Origin of the sequence: Pseudomonas sp. B14(2022) (assembly GCF_012030485.1) — a bacterium.
Lineage (GTDB): Bacteria > Pseudomonadota > Gammaproteobacteria > Pseudomonadales > Pseudomonadaceae > Aquipseudomonas.
In genome coordinates, this window is record NZ_JAAUVM010000001.1 from 739823 (window position 1) to 757014 (window position 17192).

Below are 17192 nucleotides of genomic sequence, written 5' to 3' on the forward strand. Positions count from 1 at the left end.
CGGATAGATCTCATGCGACGTATCGAAATAACTCACGCGTCGCTGCAGATCTCCTTCAACCACTCGCTGAAACAGCGCGCGGCGTCATTGGCAGTGTCTTGCGGTGCAATCAACCAGTAGCCTATTTCACTGTGATAGGGCGGCCAATCGAAGGCTTCCACCAGGCTGCCGTCATTGAGCCTGCGTTGGATCAGGCGATGACGGCCCATGGCAATGCCCTGGCCGGCCACAGCGGCTTCGACCACGATGTTGTAGTCGTGGAGCATGACGCGAGGATGGTGCTTGAGGTCGACTTGATAATGCCGAGACCAATCCGTCCACTCAAAAGGCCGGTGCGAAGTCGCCATCAACAGCGCACCGTTGTGCAGGTGGCTGGCCTTGAATGCCGGGCTGCACACCGGTGAGATCACCTCCGGCATCAGCCGCGTGGCCTGCACGTCGGGCCAGTCGCCTTTGCCGTAGCGAATGGCCAGGTCGACTTCGGCACCTGCGACGTTGGCCAGTTGAATCGCCGGCAGCAACTCCACCTGGATATGCGGATAGCGGTTGAGAAAACCGGACAGGCGCGGCGCCAACCACAGGGTGGCAAAAGACGCCAGCAGGCCGACACGTAACACCGTGGCGCTGGGCAGCACCCGTTGGGCGCGGGTCGCGATGGCAATGGCGTCAAGGGCTGGACGGATTTTATCGTAGTACCGCTGGCCGTCTGCAGTCAGATCGATCGCACGGGTGCGTCGGATAAACAGCGGTTTACCCAGATGCTGTTCGAGCTTTTGCACCTGATGGCTCAGGGCGCTCTGGGTCACGGACAATTCCTGCGCGGCCTTGATAAAGCTCAAGTGTCGGGCCACGGCTTCAAAGGCGCGCAGGGCCAGCAACGGCGGAAGATCCTTATGCAGTGCCACCTGAATGCGCTTCCTGGAGGGGTGAAAAGTGCCGATTTTGGGCGACGGCCTGCCATTTGTCGCGGGTTGATTTGCCGTCGGGCGCAGGAGTCCGCATTATTGAGCCTTACTCGCCACGACGTAAGCCAAGCCATGAGTGATGACGACAAGCTGATCGACCTGAACGCCGAACGCGCCAAGCGCGTGCATGACCTGAATGACAAGCGCCTGAATGAAGTGCGCCAGGCGTTTGAACAGGCGATGCCTTTAGGTAAAGCCAAGAAAAAATCAAAGAACAAACCCAAAAAGCGTTAAAACGGCCTGCATCTATTGATGCAGGTCAGTTATTACCCTGCTTTACGCCCCGTCGCGGGCAACATTGATCCCTGTCAATTTTTCAATCCGCCTTCTCCATTAACTTAGCCCTATCGCAACAAGGCAAGTGCAGGAGGCCGGTCATGTTTATCGACAATGTGGTATTCGCCGGAGTGCTGACTGTAGGCCTCATGGTGCTGTTTTTTGTAGGGTTTGGATTTTTTATCTGGAAAGACGCGAACAAGCGTAAAAAACCTTAAGTCTTTCCGGGTTACATGAGCACGCAAGGCATTTTGGGCGACTTCGGTCGCCTTTTTTTTTGCCTGGTATTTAATGATCTCGGTTAATTCATATCCATAAAAAAAGGTGCGGTCCTCACAGAGGCCGCACCTTTTTTTCAGCGCCTGGCTATCAGTTGCCCAGTGCCTTGGAGGCCAGCCAGAACAAGCCTGCCGAGAGGCCTACGGTCGCAGGCAGCGTCAACACCCAAGCCATCAGGATGGTCTTGACCGTGCCACCTTGCAGGCCGCTCTTGTTGGCAACCATGGTGCCCGCCACGCCGGAAGACAGTACGTGGGTCGTGGAGACCGGCAGGGCGAAGATATTGGCAAAGCCAATCATCGTGGCGGTGGTGATCTGTGCCGACATGCCCTGGGCGTAGGTCATGCCCTGCTTGCCGATCTTCTCACCGATCGTCAGTACCACACGCTTCCAACCCACCATGGTGCCCAGGCCCAGGGCCAGTGCGACCGCGAGGATCACCCAGAACGGCGCGTACTCGGTGGTGGCGGTCAGGTCTTTGCGCAGCTTGTCGAGGTCGGACTTCTCACGCGCTTCCAGGCCCGGCAGCTTGCCGACTTTTTTCGCGGTGTCGTCCAGGCACAGCAGGTAGCGGCGTACTTCGATACGCTGATCGGAGGTCAACGAGTGGTAGTCGGAGACACCCTTCAACGTACTCACGAGTGCGTTGATGGTGGGCTCGGTCTGCTGCGGATTGCACTGGAATTTGCCCGGCAGATCGTCCTTCACACTTTTACCCAGGGCCAGGAATTCGCCAAGCGTATCGTTGTTACGCTGGTAGAACTGGCTCAAATGCACGGTCGCATCGCGGGTACGCTCGATCTGGTAGGTGGTGCTGCCCAGGTCAAGTACGAACTGCGCCGGCACAATACCGATCAACACCAGCATGATCAGGCCGATGCCTTTCTGGCCATCGTTGGAGCCGTGAACGAAACTCACGGCCATGGCCGAAATCACCAGGACCAGGCGGTTCCAGAACGGCGGGTGCTTCTTGTCATCAAGCTTGCGGCGCTGGTCCGGGGTCTTGTGCATCTTTGACAGCGGACGCCACCATTTCAGGCCGAGCAGCACCAGGGCTGCGACCAGGAAGCCGGCCATCGGCGAGAACACCAGGGATGCGCCGATATCGACGGCCTTCTGCCAGTTCACACCGTCAGCCAGGGGGATGTCGTTGATCAGGGCATTGGCCAGGCCGACACCAAGGATCGAACCGATCAGTGTGTGGGAGCTGGAGGCGGGGATACCGAAGTACCAGGTGCCCAGGTTCCAGGTGATCGCCGCAGCTAACAACGAGAAAACCATGGCCAAACCATGGCCGGTGTTCACATTGATCAGCAACTCCACGGGCAGCAAGTGCACGATGGCGTAGGCGACACCGACACCGCCGAGCAACACGCCGAGGAAATTGAACACCCCGGAGAAGAACACGGCCAGATGCGGCGGCATGGCTTTGGTATAGATGACTGTGGCCACCGCGTTAGCGGTGTCATGAAAGCCATTGATGAACTCGAAGGCGAGGACAAAGGCCAGGGCGAGCAACAGGCTCACGAGAACCCAAGCATCCAGTCCGCTGAATAAATCGATCATGAAGGTTTTCTGACCCGGTCGTAAGGGGGCGCGATTATGCCAGAAAACCTCGGTAATCGATGCACTAGCTGCTCATCGGTAACAATCTTCATTGAATCGACATGGGCGAAAGCTGGCGATCCCAGGGTTTTCGGGCCTTTGGCAAGTCTTTGATTTATAAAGCGCAGGGCGGAAAAGACAGGGTTTTGTCATAAAATCGTCATACCTGAAACATTTGTATGAAATTTTACAGGTGATCGTGAGATTTAGGCCGACTGGAAGCTGGCTAAGTGACAGCATTCCAGCCAGGACCCTGGGATAAACCCGAAGCGCTTATGGCTCTTCGGCTTTGCGTTCCTGTTCAATCTTTTGGATTTCCTGGGCAAATGCCTGGTCGAGCAGGCTGGCTCGCTTGCGCCATGGTTTGCGTTCAGGTTCAGGTTGGGCGGCGTAGGTGGTGATTTCTCCGCCGTAAACATCCTTGTAACGTTGCTCCTGGCGCTCAAGTTCCGCGCGCAGTTCATCTTTCGTCACATTGTTACCTAATTGAGTTGAGTGTAAATACGTAGCAGCGTTAATGCCTGAATGCCGCCTCGGGCCGTTCCAAATTGAACCCATGAAGTGTTCAAGTTTGAAATAGAAACGAGAGGCCACTGTTGTGGCAGTCATTCCAGGCAGGTAATTGCGACCGCCCATGCACGGCCTGTGCATGGTTTGGCGAGCCCCTGCCCCGATATGAAACCGGGTTGACCTCCGCACAGGGTGCATTATAGCGGCGCATTTGAATAACACTATCGGCATAAAGTTAAAAAGCGTCACCTTTGTGTGAGTGTTTTGTTACGCGGACGCGTCGGTATTTGCTGAAAGTCTGGCGTCATAAATACAACAAGGGATCCCGCTATTAAATGACCGGCTTAATATTATCCGATGGCATGAATGGGAGGTCGGCTTCAGGCGAGGTGCAAAATTGCGATAATCGCATGGTTGTCCGATAATCGCCCAATGTTGCTGGGCTTGCCTTGTGCATCACGGCCGGCCCGGCTTGTAATAGCAGCCCAATCCCCTGCGGTTGACAATAAGAGAAAGGAACCTGGCATGAACGATCAATTGCGCAACTCTTTCGCGTCAGTGGCGCCGCCGATCGTTGCCTCGCCGGCCAAGCGTATCCAGGCGTTTACCGGTGACCCGGACTTCATGACCTCGCTGGCCCGCGGCCTGGCCGTGGTGCAGGCGTTCCAGGAGCGCAAGCGCCACCTGACCATCGCCCAGATCAGCCACCGCACCGAAATCCCCCGCGCCGCCGTACGCCGCTGCCTGCATACCCTGATCAAACTCGGCTACGCCACCACCGATGGGCGCACCTATTCATTGCTGCCCAAAGTCCTGACCCTGGGCCACGCCTACCTGTCCTCCACGCCGTTGGCGGTGTCGGCCCAGCCGTACCTGGACCGCATGAGCGAGCAACTGCACGAAGCCTGCAACATGGCCACCCTCGAAGGCGACGACATCCTCTACATCGCCCGTTCGGCCACCACCCAGCGCCTGATTTCCGTGGACCTGTCGGTGGGCGGACGGTTGCCGGCCTATTGCACCTCCATGGGCCGCATCCTGCTGGCGGCATTGGATGATGCCTCGCTGCAGGACTACCTCGACCACGCTGACCTGCCCACCAAGACCAGCCGCACCCTGACCACCCCCGAAGCCTTGTTCGAGTGCCTGCAACAAGTGCGTCAGCAGGGCTGGTGCATTGTCGACCAGGAACTGGAACAGGGCCTGCGCTCCATTGCGGTGCCGGTGTATGACGCGTCGGGCCAGGTGCTGGCGGCGCTCAATGTCAGCACTCACGCGGGACGGGTCAGCCGCAGCGAGCTGGAGCAGCGTTTCCTGCCGAGCATGCTCAGTGCCAGCCGTGAGTTGAGTGCCCAGCTGTTTGCCTAAGGTGTTCGGTGACCGCACAGATCCCCGCTTGATGAATTGACGATGTTTCCCCCGGCTTATTACTGTGCGGCAGCGCTCTTGAGGGCGCCCCAATAATAATGACGGCCCCAGGCCGTTGGCCCGCCATCGGTGTGGAATAAGAATAATGAATCAGCCTTCTGTCGGTACCACCCTGGACGTGCAGTCCTTTATCAACACCCAGCCACTGTCTCGTTACCAGTGGCGCGTGGTGATCCTGTGTTTCCTCATTGTCTTCCTTGATGGCCTCGACACCGCCGCCATGGGTTTTATCGCACCCGCGCTGTCCCAGGACTGGGGCATCGACCGCGCCAGCCTTGGCCCGGTGATGAGCGCCGCATTGATCGGCATGGTGTTCGGCGCCCTGGGGTCCGGGCCACTGGCCGACCGCTTCGGCCGTAAAGTGGTGCTGGTGGGCGCCGTGCTGGTGTTTGGCGCGTTCAGCCTGGCCTCGGCCTACAGCAGCAATGTCGACCAGTTGCTGGTGCTGCGCTTCCTCACCGGGCTGGGCCTGGGCGCCGGTATGCCGAACGCCACGACCCTGCTGTCCGAATACACCCCCGAGCGTCACAAATCGCTGCTGGTGACCAGCATGTTCTGTGGTTTCAACCTGGGCATGGCCGGTGGCGGGTTTATCTCGGCCAAGCTGATCCCCGCGTTCGGCTGGCATAGCCTGCTGCTGATTGGCGGCATCCTGCCATTGATCCTCGCCGTGGTACTGCTGGTGTGGCTGCCGGAGTCGGCACGTTACCTGGTGGTGCGCAACCGCGGGACCGACAAGGTGCGCAAAACCCTGTCGCCGATCGAACCTTCTATTGTTGCCCAGGCCACCGCCTTCAGCGTGCCCGAACAAAAAACCGTCAAGGCGCGCAACGTGTTCGCGGTGATCTTCTCCGGCACCTACAGCGCGGGCACCTTGTTGTTGTGGCTGACTTACTTCATGGGCCTGGTGATCGTGTACCTGCTGACCAGTTGGTTGCCGACCCTGATGCGTGACAGCGGCGCCAGCATGGAGCAGGCCGCCTTCATCGGGGCGCTGTTCCAGTTTGGTGGCGTATTGAGCGCCGTCGGCGTGGGATGGGCGATGGACCGGTTCAATCCCCACAAGGTCATCGGCACCTTCTACCTGCTGGCCGGGGTGTTTGCCTACGCGGTAGGGCAGAGCCTGGGCAATATCACCCTATTGGCCACGTTGGTGCTGGTCGCCGGGATGTGCGTCAACGGTGCGCAATCGGCGATGCCGTCCCTGGCCGCGCGCTTCTACCCGACCCAAGGCCGCGCCACCGGCGTGTCGTGGATGCTTGGCATCGGCCGTTTCGGCGCGATCCTCGGCGCGTGGATGGGCGCCACCTTGCTCGGCCTGGGCTGGAACTTCGAGCAGGTGCTCACCGCCCTGGTGATTCCGGCCGCTCTGGCCACTGCTGCCGTTGTCATCAAGGGCATGGTCAGCCATGCGGATGCCACCTGAGATCAATCGATAGCCTGCCAACAATCCGTTCGATAATCGAACGCTGAGTCGATTATCGGATTGTTTGGCCCATTTCCCCGGCTTAATCTTCAAGCACTTCGGCGCCACCTCAGCGCCTTTTTCGATCCATATCGGGAGCCCAACCCCATGGCTGAAATTCTCACCCTGCGTGATGCGGTCAAGCGCTTCGTGAACGACGGCGATACCGTTGCCCTCGAAGGCTTTACCCACCTGATCCCTACGGCCGCAGGTCATGAAATCATTCGTCAGGGCAAGAAAGACCTGACGCTGGTGCGTATGACGCCTGACTTGATCTACGATCAGTTGATCGGTGCAGGGTGTGCGCGCAAGCTGATTTTCTCCTGGGGCGGTAACCCGGGTGTAGGTTCCCTGCATCGCCTGCGCGACGCGGTCGAAAAGCAATGGCCGCAACCGTTGGAAATCGAAGAGCACAGCCACGCCGACTTGGCCAATGCCTACGTCGCCGGCGCATCCGGCCTGCCCTTCGCGGTGCTGCGCGCCTACGCGGGTTCCGACTTGCCCAAGGTCAACCCGCTGATCAAGACCGTGACGTGCCCGTTCACCGGTGAAGTGCTGGCAGCGGTGCCGTCGGTGCGTCCGGACGTCACCGTGATCCACGCGCAAAAGGCTGATCGCAAGGGCAACGTGCTGCTCTGGGGCATTCTTGGCGTGCAGAAGGAAGCGGCCCTGGCGGCCAAGCGCTGCATCGTCACCGTGGAAGAAATCGTCGATGACCTGAACGCGCCGATGAACAGCTGCGTGCTGCCGACCTGGGCCCTGACTGCGGTGTGCCATGTACCCGGTGGTGCACATCCGTCCTACGCCCACGGCTACAACGAGCGAGACAACCGCTTCTATCAGGCGTGGGACCCAATCGCCCGCGACCGAGGGACCTTTACCGCCTGGATGGATGAATACATCCACGGCACTGCCGATTTCAGTGAATTCCAGGCCAAGCTGACCACACAGCGGGAGGCCAAGTAATGGCTTACTCCACCAATGAAATGATGACCGTCGCCGCCGCGCGCCGCCTCAAGAACGGCTCGGTCTGCTTTGTGGGCATCGGCCTGCCGTCCAAGGCCGCCAACCTGGCGCGCCTGACCTCATCGCCAGATGTGGTGCTGATCTACGAGTCCGGTCCGATTGGCGCCAAGCCCAACGTATTGCCTCTGTCGATCGGTGATGGCGAACTGGCGGAAACCGCCGACACCGTAGTGCCGACTGGCGAGATCTTTCGCTACTGGCTGCAGGGCGGGCGTATCGACGTGGGCTTCCTCGGTGCCGCGCAAGTCGACCGCTTCGGCAACATCAACACCACCGTGGTCGGTGACTATCACCAACCCAAGGTGCGCCTGCCGGGCGCCGGTGGCGCGCCGGAAATCGCCGGCTCGGCCAAGAGCGTGCTGATCATCCTCAAGCAGTCGTCCCGTTCGTTTGTCGACAAACTGGACTTCATCACCTCGGTCGGCCACGGCGAAGGCGGCGATTCGCGCAAACGCCTGGGTCTGCCGGGTGCCGGTCCTGTCGGAATTATTACCGACCTGTGCATCATGGAGCCGGAAGAGGGCACCCATGAATTTGTGGTCACCGCCCTCCATCCGGGCGTGACCCGCGAGCAAGTCGTAGCGGCCACCGGTTGGGCGATTCGATTTGCCGACCAGGTCAGCACCACCGCCGAGCCTACCGAGGTGGAACTGACTGCCCTGCGTGATCTCGAAGCACGCACGGCCGCCGCCCATGGCCAAGCACCGGGAGAAGCCTGATGCGCGAGGTATTTATCTGCGATGCGATTCGTACCCCCATCGGCCGTTTCGGCGGTGGCCTGTCCACCGTGCGTGCCGATGACCTGGCGGCCTTGCCGATCAAGGCGCTGATCGAGCGCAACCCATCGGTGGACTGGTCGGCCGTTGACGAGGTGTTCCTCGGCTGCGCCAACCAGGCCGGTGAAGACAACCGCAACGTTGCCCGCATGGCGCTGTTGCTGGCCGGCCTGCCGGAGAGCATTCCTGGCGTGACCCTCAACCGTTTGTGCGCCTCGGGCATGGATGCGATCGGCACCGCCTTTCGCGCCATCGCCAGCGGCGAAATGGAGCTGACAATTGCCGGTGGCGTCGAGTCGATGTCCCGTGCCCCGTTCGTGATGGGCAAGGCTGATGCGGCGTTTTCGCGCAACATGAAGCTGGAAGACACCACCATCGGCTGGCGTTTTATCAACCCGTTGATGAAGGCCCAGTACGGCGTGGATGCCATGCCGCAGACCGCCGATAACGTCGCCGACGACTACCAGGTTTCACGCGCTGACCAGGACGCCTTCGCCCTGCGCAGCCAGCAACGCACCGCCGCCGCCCAGGCGGCCGGGTTCTTCGCTGAAGAAATCGTGCCGGTGCGGGTCGCCCATAAAAAAGGCGAAACCGTGGTGGAGCACGATGAGCACCCGCGGGACACCACCCTCGAAGCCCTGGCCAAACTCAAGCCGGTCAACGGGCCGGACAAAACCGTCACCGCCGGCAATGCCTCGGGTGTGAATGACGGCGCGGCCGCGCTGATCCTGGCGTCTGCCGAAGCGGTGAAAAAACACGGCCTGACTGCCCGCGCTCGCGTATTGGGCATGGCCAGTGCCGGTGTCGCGCCACGGGTGATGGGCATCGGCCCGGTGCCGGCGGTGCGCAAGCTGGTGGAGCGCCTGGGCCTGGCCGTCACTGACTTTGATGTGATCGAACTCAACGAAGCCTTCGCCAGCCAAGGCCTGGCGGTGCTGCGTGAACTGGGCATTGCCGACGACGCCCCCCAGGTCAACCCGAACGGTGGCGCCATTGCGCTTGGCCATCCCTTGGGCATGAGCGGTGCGCGGCTGGTACTGACGGCCCTGCATCAGTTGGAAAAAACCGGCGGCCGTAAAGGCCTGGCGACCATGTGCGTGGGCGTCGGCCAAGGCCTGGCCCTGGCGATTGAACGCATCTAATAAGAGAGGACTGCTCCATGAGTGACAAGCCCGGTTACCGGCGCCCGCAAGCGGGCACTCAACCTGATTACCTGCACCCGGCCTATCAGTCGACGAACCTGCGTTCGCCGTCCCAGCCGTTGGTGTTTCTGCCCCATTCCTTGTCGGAAATCACCGGCCCGACCATCGGTGCCGAGCGAGTCAGCGAGAAGGACAACGACCTCACTGCCCAACACGACGGCGAGCCCCTGGGTGAACGCATCATCATTCACGGTCGCGTGCTGGATGAAAACGGCCTGCCGGTGCCGGGCATTCTCGTGGAGATCTGGCAGGCCAACGCCGCCGGTCGCTACAACCACAAGCGTGACCTGCACGATGCGCCGCTGGACCCGAACTTCACCGGCACCGGGCGCACCGTCACCGACGCCGATGGCTGGTACCAGTTCCAGACCATCAAGCCTGGTGCCTACCCATGGGGCAACCACCACAACGCGTGGCGCCCGGCGCATATTCACTTTTCGCTGTTCGGCCCAAGCGTGCTGACGCGCCTGGTGACGCAGATGTATTTCCCTGGCGACCCGCTGCTGGAATACGACCCGATCTACAACTGCGTACCGGATACCAGCGCCAAGGAACGCCTGATCGCCCGTTTCGATCTGGAAAAAACCATTCCTTCCTATGCCCTCGGCTACCGCTGGGACATCGTCCTGCGCGGCCGCGACGCCACGCCGATGGAGAAATGAGATGACACTCAGCGCGACCACGTCCCACACCGTCGGGCCGTACTACCACATCGGCCTGACCTGGCTGAACCGCGAAGACTTGACCGTCGCCGCCACCCTCGGTGAGCGCGTGGCGATCAGCGGGCAAGTGGTGGACGGCAACGGTGATGTTGTCAACGACGCCATGCTCGAAGTCTGGCAGGCCAATGCCGCCGGCAAGTACGACCACCCTGAAGATGAGCAGGACAAGGCGCTGGACCCGAATTTCGAAGGCTTTGGCCGGGTGCCGGTGGATGCCGAAGGGCGCTTCCGCTTTACCACGATCAAGCCGGGCAGCGTGCCGGGCCTGCAAGGTACGACCCAGGCGCCGCACCTGGTGGTGCTGGTGTTTGCCCGTGGGCTAGTGAAGCACCTGCTGACGAGGATTTATTTCGAGGGCGAGGCGTTGAATGGGGATGACCCATTGTTGGCGTGTGTGCCCGCAGAGCGGCGCGGCACGTTGATTGCCAAGCCGGATGCGGCGGGTGTGCATCAGTGGAATGTGATTTTGCAGGGGACAGATAAGGAAACGGTGTTCTTCGATTACTGAGTCGCTTGTCAGGGCCTCATCGGGGGCAAGCCCCCTCCCACATTTGATAGGCGGCGCGGTCAAAAGGTGGGAGGGGGCTTGCCCCGATGGGGCCGGTTCAGGCACTGCCTACTCAAAAGTCTGCTTGCGGAACATGGTTGTTGCAAAGTATGTCTAGGCTATAACCGTTCCCACTGAGTGAAAAAAACCATGACAACCACCACCAGTCACTACACCGGAGAAGAACGTAGCAAACGGATCTTTGCGATTGTCGGTGCCTCCTCCGGCAACCTGGTCGAATGGTTCGACTTCTACGTCTATGCCTTCTGCGCCATTTACTTCGCCCCGGCGTTTTTCCCGTCGGATGACCCCACGGTCCAACTGCTCAACACTGCTGGCGTGTTCGCCGCCGGCTTTCTGATGCGCCCCATCGGCGGCTGGCTGTTCGGCCGGGTTGCCGACAAGCACGGGCGCAAGAATTCGATGATGATCTCGGTGCTGATGATGTGCGCCGGTTCCCTGGTCATCGCCTTTTTGCCCACCTACAAAGACATCGGCGCCTGGGCCCCGGCCTTGCTGCTGGTGGCGCGGCTGTTCCAGGGCTTGTCGGTGGGGGGCGAATATGGCACCACCGCGACCTACATGAGTGAAGTCGCGCTCAAGGGCCAGCGTGGGTTTTTCGCCTCGTTCCAGTACGTGACCCTGATCGGTGGCCAACTGTTGGCGGTGCTGGTGGTGGTGATCCTGCAACAGATCCTCACTGAAGAAGAGTTGCGCGCCTGGGGCTGGCGGATTCCGTTCGTGATCGGTGCGATTGCGGCGGTGATTTCCCTGCTGCTGCGTCGCACCCTCAAGGAAACCACCAGCAAGGAAATGCGTGAAGACAAGGACGCCGGCAGCATCGTCGCGCTGTTTCGCGACCACGGCAAAGCGTTCGTTACGGTGCTCGGCTACACCGCCGGTGGCTCGCTGATTTTCTACACCTTCACCACTTACATGCAAAAGTACCTGGTGAACACCGTGGGCATGCACGCCAAGACGTCGAGCTACATCATGACCGGCGCACTGTTCCTCTATATGTGCATGCAGCCGCTCTTCGGTATGTTGGCGGACAAGATCGGCCGACGTAATTCGATGCTCTGGTTCGCAGGCCTCGGCACCCTGTTCACGGTGCCAATCCTGCTGACCTTGAAAACCGTCACCAGCCCGTTCCTGGCGTTTGTGCTGATCACCCTGGCCCTGGCGATTGTCAGCTTCTACACCTCCATCAGCGGCCTGGTCAAAGCGGAGATGTTCCCGCCCCAGGTGCGTGCTTTGGGCGTGGGGCTGGCGTATGCGGTGGCTAACGCGGTGTTTGGTGGTTCGGCGGAAGTCGTCGCGCTGAGCCTGAAATCCATCGGCATGGAAAACACTTTCTATTGGTACGTCACCGCGATGATGGCGGTGGCCTTCCTGTTCAGCTTGCGCCTGCCGAAACAGGCGGCGTACCTGCATCACGATTTGTAAGGGATGAGTTATGACACTGCGCACGAGCAATCAACTGTTCGACGCTTACTTCACCGCTGACAGCATGGCCGAGGTGTTCTGCGACCAGGGACGCTTGCAGGGCATGCTCGATTTCGAAGCCGCGCTCGCTCGGGCGCAGGCCCAGGTCGGGGTAATCCCGCAGGCCGTCGTGGCGCCGATTGCCCAGGCGTGCCTGGCCTCGCTGTACGACGTGGATGCCCTCGGCGCGGCGATTGCCACGGCGGGGAATTCGGCGATTCCGCTGGTGAAGGCGCTGGGCAAGCTGATTGCCAGTGAGGATGCTGGGGCCGAGCGCTATGTGCACCTGGGCGCGACCAGCCAGGACGTGATGGACACCGGGCTGGTGCTGCAACTGCGGCGGGCGCTGGGGTTGATCGACACGGACCTGGCGCGTCTGGGCGACGTGCTGGCCGCCCAGGCCCAGCGTTATGCGACGACACCGTTGGCCGGGCGTACCTGGTTGCAGCACGCAACGCCGGTCACCTTGGGGATGAAGATTGCCGGTTGGCTGGGCGCGGTGACGCGCAGTCGCCAGCGCTTGGAAGAACTGAAACCGCGTTTGCTGGTGCTGCAATTCGGCGGCGCGTCGGGGACGTTAGCGGCACTCGGTGAACACGCCATGCCGGTGGCCGAGGCGCTGGCGGCTGAACTGCAACTGAGCTTGCCTGAACAACCCTGGCACACCCAGCGCGATCGTCTGGTGGAGTTTGCCGCCGTGTTGGGCCTGATCGCCGGGAGCCTCGGCAAACTGGGCCGCGATATCAGCCTGCTGATGCAAACCGAAGCGGCCGAAGTCTTCGAGCCGTCGGCGCCCGGCAAAGGCGGTTCGTCGACCATGCCCCACAAACGCAACCCGGTCGGCGCCGCCGTGCTGATCAGCACCGCCACGCGCGTGCCCGGCCTGGTGGCGACGATGTTCAGCGCCATGCCTCAGGAACACGAACGCAGCCTGGGCCTGTGGCACGCCGAATGGGAGACCTTGCCGGAGATTTGCCGCCTGGTTTCCGGTGCCTTGAAACAAGCGCTGCTGGTGAGCGAAGGGTTGGAAGTCGACCCTGGACGCATGGCCCACAACCTCGACCTGACCCAAGGCCTGGTGCTGGCAGAGGCCGTCAGTATCGTGCTTGCCCAGCGCCTGGGCCGGGAAACCGCGCACCACCTGCTGGAGCAATGCTGCAAACGCGCCGTCGCCGAGGGGCGCCACTTGCGCGCGGTGCTGGCGGACGAACCGCAGGTCACCGCCGAGCTGTCCGCCACTGAGTTGGACCGCCTGCTCGACCCGGCCCACTATCTGGGCCAGTCAACCACCTGGGTCACTCGCGCTGTCACCGAACACTTTGCACTGACCGCCTAAGGAGAACGCTGTGGCTTTCGTACAACTCGCCGAGGGCGAACTGCATTACCAACTTGATGGCCCCGTGGATGCGCCGGTGCTGGTGCTGTCCAACTCGCTGGGCACCGACCTGCACATGTGGGACATCCAGATCCCGGCGTTGACCAAGCATTTCCGGGTGTTGCGTTTTGACACCCGTGGCCACGGTAAATCCCTGGTGACTGAGGGGCCCTACAGCATCGAGCAACTGGGCCACGACGTGATCGCTCTGCTGGATGCGCTGGATATTCAGCGTGCGCATTTTTGCGGGCTGTCCATGGGCGGCTTGATCGGCCAATGGCTGGGGATTAACGCGGGTGAGCGCCTGCACCGCCTGGTGGTGTGCAACACCGCCGCCAAAATCGGCACACCGGAGATCTGGAACCCACGGATCGAGATGGTCCTGCGCGACGGCGCGGCAGCCATGGTGGCCTTGCGCGATGCATCGATTGCACGCTGGTTCACCGCCGATTTTGCGGCGGCCAGCCCGCACCAGGCCAAGCAGATCACCGACATGCTTGCCGCGACTTCGCCCCAAGGATACGCGGCCAACTGTGCCGCCGTGCGTGATGCGGATTTCCGTGAGCAGGTGTCGAAGATCAAGGCGCCAACCCTGGTGATTGCCGGCACTGAAGACGCCGTCACCCCACCGGCCGGTGGTCACTTTATCCAGCACCATGTACAGGGCGCCGAATACGCCGAGTTCTACGCCGCGCACCTGTCCAACGTACAGGCCGGTGCTGCATTCAGTGACCGGGTTATCCAGTTTCTGCTGGCCCGCTGAGGCAGCTGTTGTGGCAAGCCCGCTCGCCGCAGGTAATCGAGTTGAAATCTTATTGAAGCAGGAGTTTTTTGTGGACGAGAAACAACGTTATGCCGATGGCCTGCAAGTGCGCCGCGAAGTGCTGGGCGATGCCCATGTCGACCGCAGCCTCAATGCCCTGACCGAGTTCAACAGCGAGTTCCAAGAGATGATCACCCGCCACGCCTGGGGTGATATCTGGACCCGCCCCGGGCTGCCTCGTCACACCCGCAGCCTGATCACCATCGCCATGCTGATCGGCATGAACCGCAGTGAAGAGTTGAAGCTGCATTTGCGTGCGGCCGCCAGTAACGGCGTGACCCGCGCCGAGATCAAGGAAGTACTGATGCAGAGTGCGATCTATTGCGGGATTCCGGCGGCGAATGCCACGTTTCACCTGGCGGAGTCTGTATGGGATGAGCTGGGTGTCGAGTCGCGCGAGTGATCAGTGGGAGTCTGCGTCCCACACCCAATTCCACACGCCCGGAAGATGCACGGCTTCATTCACATCTTTGACCGTACGCGCCAGCGCCGCGCGTTGCAGGGCGGCCGTATCGGTGTAGAACGGTTCGGTGGCGGTCTTCATGCCGTTGACTCGGGCGCTGTCCAGCAGGATCTGCAGGTATTCCTGCATATGCCGCGCGGTGTAGCGGTTGATGTCGTGGAAGGTCACCACCACCGGTATCACGCCGTCCACCGTGGGCAATTCGTCCAGTGCGATGCGCTCGCGCACCACCGACAGTTGTCGGTACAGGTTGGCGCGGCGACGTGGGCTGCCGTTGAAGCCCCAGATCTTGCCGTCATTGGCGCTCAGGTCGGTCAGCAATACCTGCATGCCATGGCGCTGGTAGGCGGCGAAGGTGCGCCGGTCGTAGTTCCAGAACGGCGGGCGCACCAGCACGGGCGGTGCGCCGGTGATCGAGGCGATATCCGCCGCGCCCTGGGTGAGGGTGCTTTCCAGTTCGGTATTGCTCAGCCAGCGATGGTTGGTATGAAACGCCGTCGCCGTATGGAACGCCAGGATATGGCCGCCCGCATACTCGCGTTCCATGGTCTTGCGCCCCCTGGAGCTGCCGCCGGAGCGGGCCGCTTCGGTCTGCAGGAAGAACACCGCCTTGATCCCCGGCAGCACCGGGTTGTGTGCCAGGTCGGCGACCACTGAACGGCTGGGGTTGTCGTAGCCCGAAGCACTGGGGCCATCGTCGAAGGTCAGCAAAAAACGGATCGGCGCCTCGGCTTGCAGGCGTTGCTCGGTCTGCGTTGTCAGGGCGATGGGCGCTCCGATACAGCCGCTGAGGCATAAGACCAGGGCAAGCACGGCGTTTGCTAAGGCAAAGGATTTCATGGTGTGCGCAGGCTCGAATAAGAGGCCGCTGCTGGGCGGATCAGCAGCGGCAGGCGCGCACGATACAGTAAGTGTCGCGCTGGATTACAGCAGACTTATCGGGTAACTGACGATCAACCGGTTTTCATCGAACTCGTTGTTGCTGTAATCGCGGCGCATGCTGGAATTGCGCCAGCGCACCATAAGGTTTTTCATCGCGCCGCTTTGCACGGTGTAGCCCAATTCGCTTTCGCGACCCCATTCCTTGCCGTCGGTGATGGTGCCCGTGTGCACGTTGCTGCCGCTGATATAGCGGTTCATCAGGGTCAGGCCCGGTACACCGAGGGCGGCGAAGTTGTAGTCGTGGCGTACTTGCCAGGATTTTTCCTCGGCGTTGTCGTAACTCGAGTTGTAGCTGTCGTTGGCGAGGGTGCCGCCGCTGGTGCCGTTGACGCGCATCCACGCGCTGTTGCCGGTGAGTTTTTGCAGGCCGACGTAGAAGGTGTTGCCGCCATACTTGGCCGAGAACAGGCCGGACCAGGTCTTGTTGTCCAGGTCGCCGGCGCGGGCGCTGCCGTCGTCCTTGCCGTAGAAGAACCCGAGGTTGGCGCCGAGGGTCCAGTCGCCCACGGGCTGGCTGTGGATCAGGTTGACGAACTGTTGGCTGTAGATGTCCTTGAGCTGGGCGTTCCACAGACCGATCTGCGTGCGTTTGTCGTTGAAGGCGTACTCGCCGCCCTGGAAGTTGAAGCGGTCCGAGGTGAACGCGGTTTTGCCGACCATCGACATGTCCGACATGCTGCTGTCGTCTCGCGGGCTGTTGGCGCGGAACTGGCCGCCGTACAGGGTCAGACCGTCGATTTCCTTCGACGTGATCTGCCCGCCGCGCAGGGTTTGCGGCAGGGAGCGGCCATCGTCGGCACGCAGGATCGGCAACACCGGCATCCATTCGCCGACCTTTACTTCGGTCTTGGAAATACGCGCCTTGAACGCCACGCCGAGACGCCCGAATTCATCCGCAGGGCGGCCATCGTGGTCCAGCGGCAACAGCTGGGTGCCACCGGTACCGCGCCCGCCATCGAGCTTCAACGAGTACAACCCCAGCACATCCACACCGAAACCGACGGTGCCCTGGGTAAAGCCGGACTTGGCATCGAGGATGAAACTCTGTGTCCACTCCTGTGCGCCGCCCTGGGTCTTGGTCGGGTTGGTGAAATTGCGGTTGAAGAAGAAATTACGCAGGTTGAGGTTGGCGCTGGCGTCCTCCAGAAAACCGTGTTCTTCGGCGACGACGGGCAGGGCAAGACTGGCGATAGTGGTGGCCAGCAGCAGCCGGCGCGGGTGAAAAGTGCTCATGGCGTAGAACCTGTTGTTATTGAGTTTATGCAGGTGGCGGCCATGGTGCGGGGCGGTGCGGGGGCGGTTC

Annotated in this window: 18 protein-coding genes; 13 read left to right on the forward strand and 5 right to left on the reverse strand. The window is 61.2% G+C overall.

What is annotated here, in order from left to right; genetic code table 11:
• Positions 1-32 precede the first annotated feature (32 nt).
• The gene (locus tag HCF10_RS03395) at positions 33-905 is read right to left on the reverse strand and encodes a LysR substrate-binding domain-containing protein (RefSeq protein WP_167654872.1); all 873 of its coding nucleotides are present in this window, start codon (positions 903-905) and stop codon (positions 33-35) included.
• Positions 906-1004: 99 nt separating this feature from the next.
• Between HCF10_RS03395 and HCF10_RS03400 the strand changes: the two genes are divergently transcribed.
• Together HCF10_RS03400 and ccoM are read left to right on the forward strand one after the other, a co-directional pair.
• Positions 1005-1199, forward strand: coding sequence for a hypothetical protein (locus HCF10_RS03400; protein WP_131697188.1), 195 nt, complete (start codon positions 1005-1007; stop codon positions 1197-1199).
• A 143-nt stretch (positions 1200-1342) separates the two neighbouring features.
• Positions 1343-1459 (forward strand): cytochrome c oxidase subunit CcoM, encoded by a 117-nt coding sequence (gene ccoM, locus HCF10_RS31775; protein ID WP_010563588.1) that lies wholly within the window; start codon positions 1343-1345, stop codon positions 1457-1459.
• A 151-nt stretch (positions 1460-1610) separates the two neighbouring features.
• Here the strand turns inward: ccoM and HCF10_RS03405 are convergent, their stop codons facing one another.
• Together HCF10_RS03405 and HCF10_RS03410 are read right to left on the reverse strand one after the other, a co-directional pair.
• The gene (locus tag HCF10_RS03405; protein WP_131697187.1) at positions 1611-3086 is read right to left on the reverse strand and encodes an inorganic phosphate transporter; all 1476 of its coding nucleotides are present in this window, start codon (positions 3084-3086) and stop codon (positions 1611-1613) included.
• A gap of 312 nt (positions 3087-3398) precedes the next feature.
• Positions 3399-3599, reverse strand: a complete 201-nt coding sequence (locus HCF10_RS03410) for a hypothetical protein (protein WP_131697441.1) — start codon at positions 3597-3599, stop codon at positions 3399-3401.
• Between the two features lie 561 nt (positions 3600-4160).
• Between HCF10_RS03410 and pcaR the strand changes: the two genes are divergently transcribed.
• The 11 genes from pcaR (at position 4161) to pcaC (ending at position 14887) form a co-directional block, all read left to right on the forward strand.
• Positions 4161-5003: a pca regulon transcriptional regulator PcaR gene (gene pcaR, locus HCF10_RS03415; protein ID WP_017530459.1), complete on the forward strand. Its 843-nt coding sequence runs from the start codon at positions 4161-4163 to the stop codon at positions 5001-5003.
• Between the two features lie 145 nt (positions 5004-5148).
• Positions 5149-6489, forward strand: coding sequence for an MFS transporter (locus HCF10_RS03420; protein ID WP_092487752.1), 1341 nt, complete (start codon positions 5149-5151; stop codon positions 6487-6489).
• Between the two features lie 147 nt (positions 6490-6636).
• The gene (locus HCF10_RS03425; protein ID WP_167654873.1) at positions 6637-7494 is read left to right on the forward strand and encodes a CoA transferase subunit A; all 858 of its coding nucleotides are present in this window, start codon (positions 6637-6639) and stop codon (positions 7492-7494) included.
• On the forward strand, positions 7494-8273 hold the full coding sequence (locus HCF10_RS03430) for a CoA-transferase subunit beta (RefSeq protein WP_053137056.1): 780 nt from the start codon (positions 7494-7496) through the stop codon (positions 8271-8273). The genes HCF10_RS03425 and HCF10_RS03430 overlap by 1 nt, the downstream gene beginning before the upstream one ends.
• Complete coding sequence (gene pcaF, locus HCF10_RS03435; protein WP_184744923.1) at positions 8270-9472, forward strand: 3-oxoadipyl-CoA thiolase; 1203 nt, start codon at positions 8270-8272, stop codon at positions 9470-9472. The genes HCF10_RS03430 and pcaF overlap by 4 nt, the downstream gene beginning before the upstream one ends.
• A gap of 17 nt (positions 9473-9489) precedes the next feature.
• A complete protein-coding gene (gene pcaH / locus HCF10_RS03440) occupies positions 9490-10194 on the forward strand; it encodes a protocatechuate 3,4-dioxygenase subunit beta (RefSeq protein ID WP_027604405.1) in 705 nt (234 codons plus the stop codon).
• 1 nt (position 10195) lies between these two features.
• On the forward strand, positions 10196-10762 hold the full coding sequence (pcaG, locus tag HCF10_RS03445; protein ID WP_167654874.1) for a protocatechuate 3,4-dioxygenase subunit alpha: 567 nt from the start codon (positions 10196-10198) through the stop codon (positions 10760-10762).
• Positions 10763-10951: 189 nt separating this feature from the next.
• Complete coding sequence (locus HCF10_RS03450) at positions 10952-12247, forward strand: MFS family transporter (RefSeq protein ID WP_131697182.1); 1296 nt, start codon at positions 10952-10954, stop codon at positions 12245-12247.
• A 10-nt stretch (positions 12248-12257) separates the two neighbouring features.
• A complete protein-coding gene (locus HCF10_RS03455; protein ID WP_167654875.1) occupies positions 12258-13622 on the forward strand; it encodes a 3-carboxy-cis,cis-muconate cycloisomerase in 1365 nt (454 codons plus the stop codon).
• A 10-nt stretch (positions 13623-13632) separates the two neighbouring features.
• Positions 13633-14424: a 3-oxoadipate enol-lactonase gene (gene pcaD / locus HCF10_RS03460; protein ID WP_145334968.1), complete on the forward strand. Its 792-nt coding sequence runs from the start codon at positions 13633-13635 to the stop codon at positions 14422-14424.
• A gap of 70 nt (positions 14425-14494) precedes the next feature.
• On the forward strand, positions 14495-14887 hold the full coding sequence (gene pcaC, locus HCF10_RS03465) for a 4-carboxymuconolactone decarboxylase (RefSeq protein ID WP_024073913.1): 393 nt from the start codon (positions 14495-14497) through the stop codon (positions 14885-14887).
• Here pcaC and HCF10_RS03470 read toward each other — a convergent pair whose 3' ends face one another.
• Both HCF10_RS03470 and HCF10_RS03475 read right to left on the reverse strand, forming a co-directional pair.
• Positions 14888-15787, reverse strand: a complete 900-nt coding sequence (locus HCF10_RS03470; protein WP_131697179.1) for a polysaccharide deacetylase family protein — start codon at positions 15785-15787, stop codon at positions 14888-14890.
• An 84-nt stretch (positions 15788-15871) separates the two neighbouring features.
• A complete protein-coding gene (locus tag HCF10_RS03475; protein WP_145334966.1) occupies positions 15872-17122 on the reverse strand; it encodes an OprD family porin in 1251 nt (416 codons plus the stop codon).
• Positions 17123-17192 lie beyond the last annotated feature (70 nt).

Bases quoted from the DNA above. Each gene is read 5' to 3' on its own strand.
- ccoM (WP_010563588.1), top strand. From the start codon at position 1,343: ATGTTTATCGACAATGTGGTATTCGCCGGAGTGCTGACTGTAGGCCTC.
- HCF10_RS03405 (WP_131697187.1), bottom strand. From the start codon at position 3,086: ATGATCGATTTATTCAGCGGACTGGATGCTTGGGTTCTCGTGAGCCTG.
- pcaR (WP_017530459.1), top strand. From the start codon at position 4,161: ATGAACGATCAATTGCGCAACTCTTTCGCGTCAGTGGCGCCGCCGATC.
- HCF10_RS03420 (WP_092487752.1), top strand. From the start codon at position 5,149: ATGAATCAGCCTTCTGTCGGTACCACCCTGGACGTGCAGTCCTTTATC.
- HCF10_RS03425 (WP_167654873.1), top strand. From the start codon at position 6,637: ATGGCTGAAATTCTCACCCTGCGTGATGCGGTCAAGCGCTTCGTGAAC.
- HCF10_RS03430 (WP_053137056.1), top strand. From the start codon at position 7,494: ATGGCTTACTCCACCAATGAAATGATGACCGTCGCCGCCGCGCGCCGC.
- pcaH (WP_027604405.1), top strand. From the start codon at position 9,490: ATGAGTGACAAGCCCGGTTACCGGCGCCCGCAAGCGGGCACTCAACCT.
- pcaG (WP_167654874.1), top strand. From the start codon at position 10,196: ATGACACTCAGCGCGACCACGTCCCACACCGTCGGGCCGTACTACCAC.
- HCF10_RS03450 (WP_131697182.1), top strand. From the start codon at position 10,952: ATGACAACCACCACCAGTCACTACACCGGAGAAGAACGTAGCAAACGG.
- HCF10_RS03455 (WP_167654875.1), top strand. From the start codon at position 12,258: ATGACACTGCGCACGAGCAATCAACTGTTCGACGCTTACTTCACCGCT.
- HCF10_RS03470 (WP_131697179.1), bottom strand. From the start codon at position 15,787: ATGAAATCCTTTGCCTTAGCAAACGCCGTGCTTGCCCTGGTCTTATGC.
- HCF10_RS03475 (WP_145334966.1), bottom strand. From the start codon at position 17,122: ATGAGCACTTTTCACCCGCGCCGGCTGCTGCTGGCCACCACTATCGCC.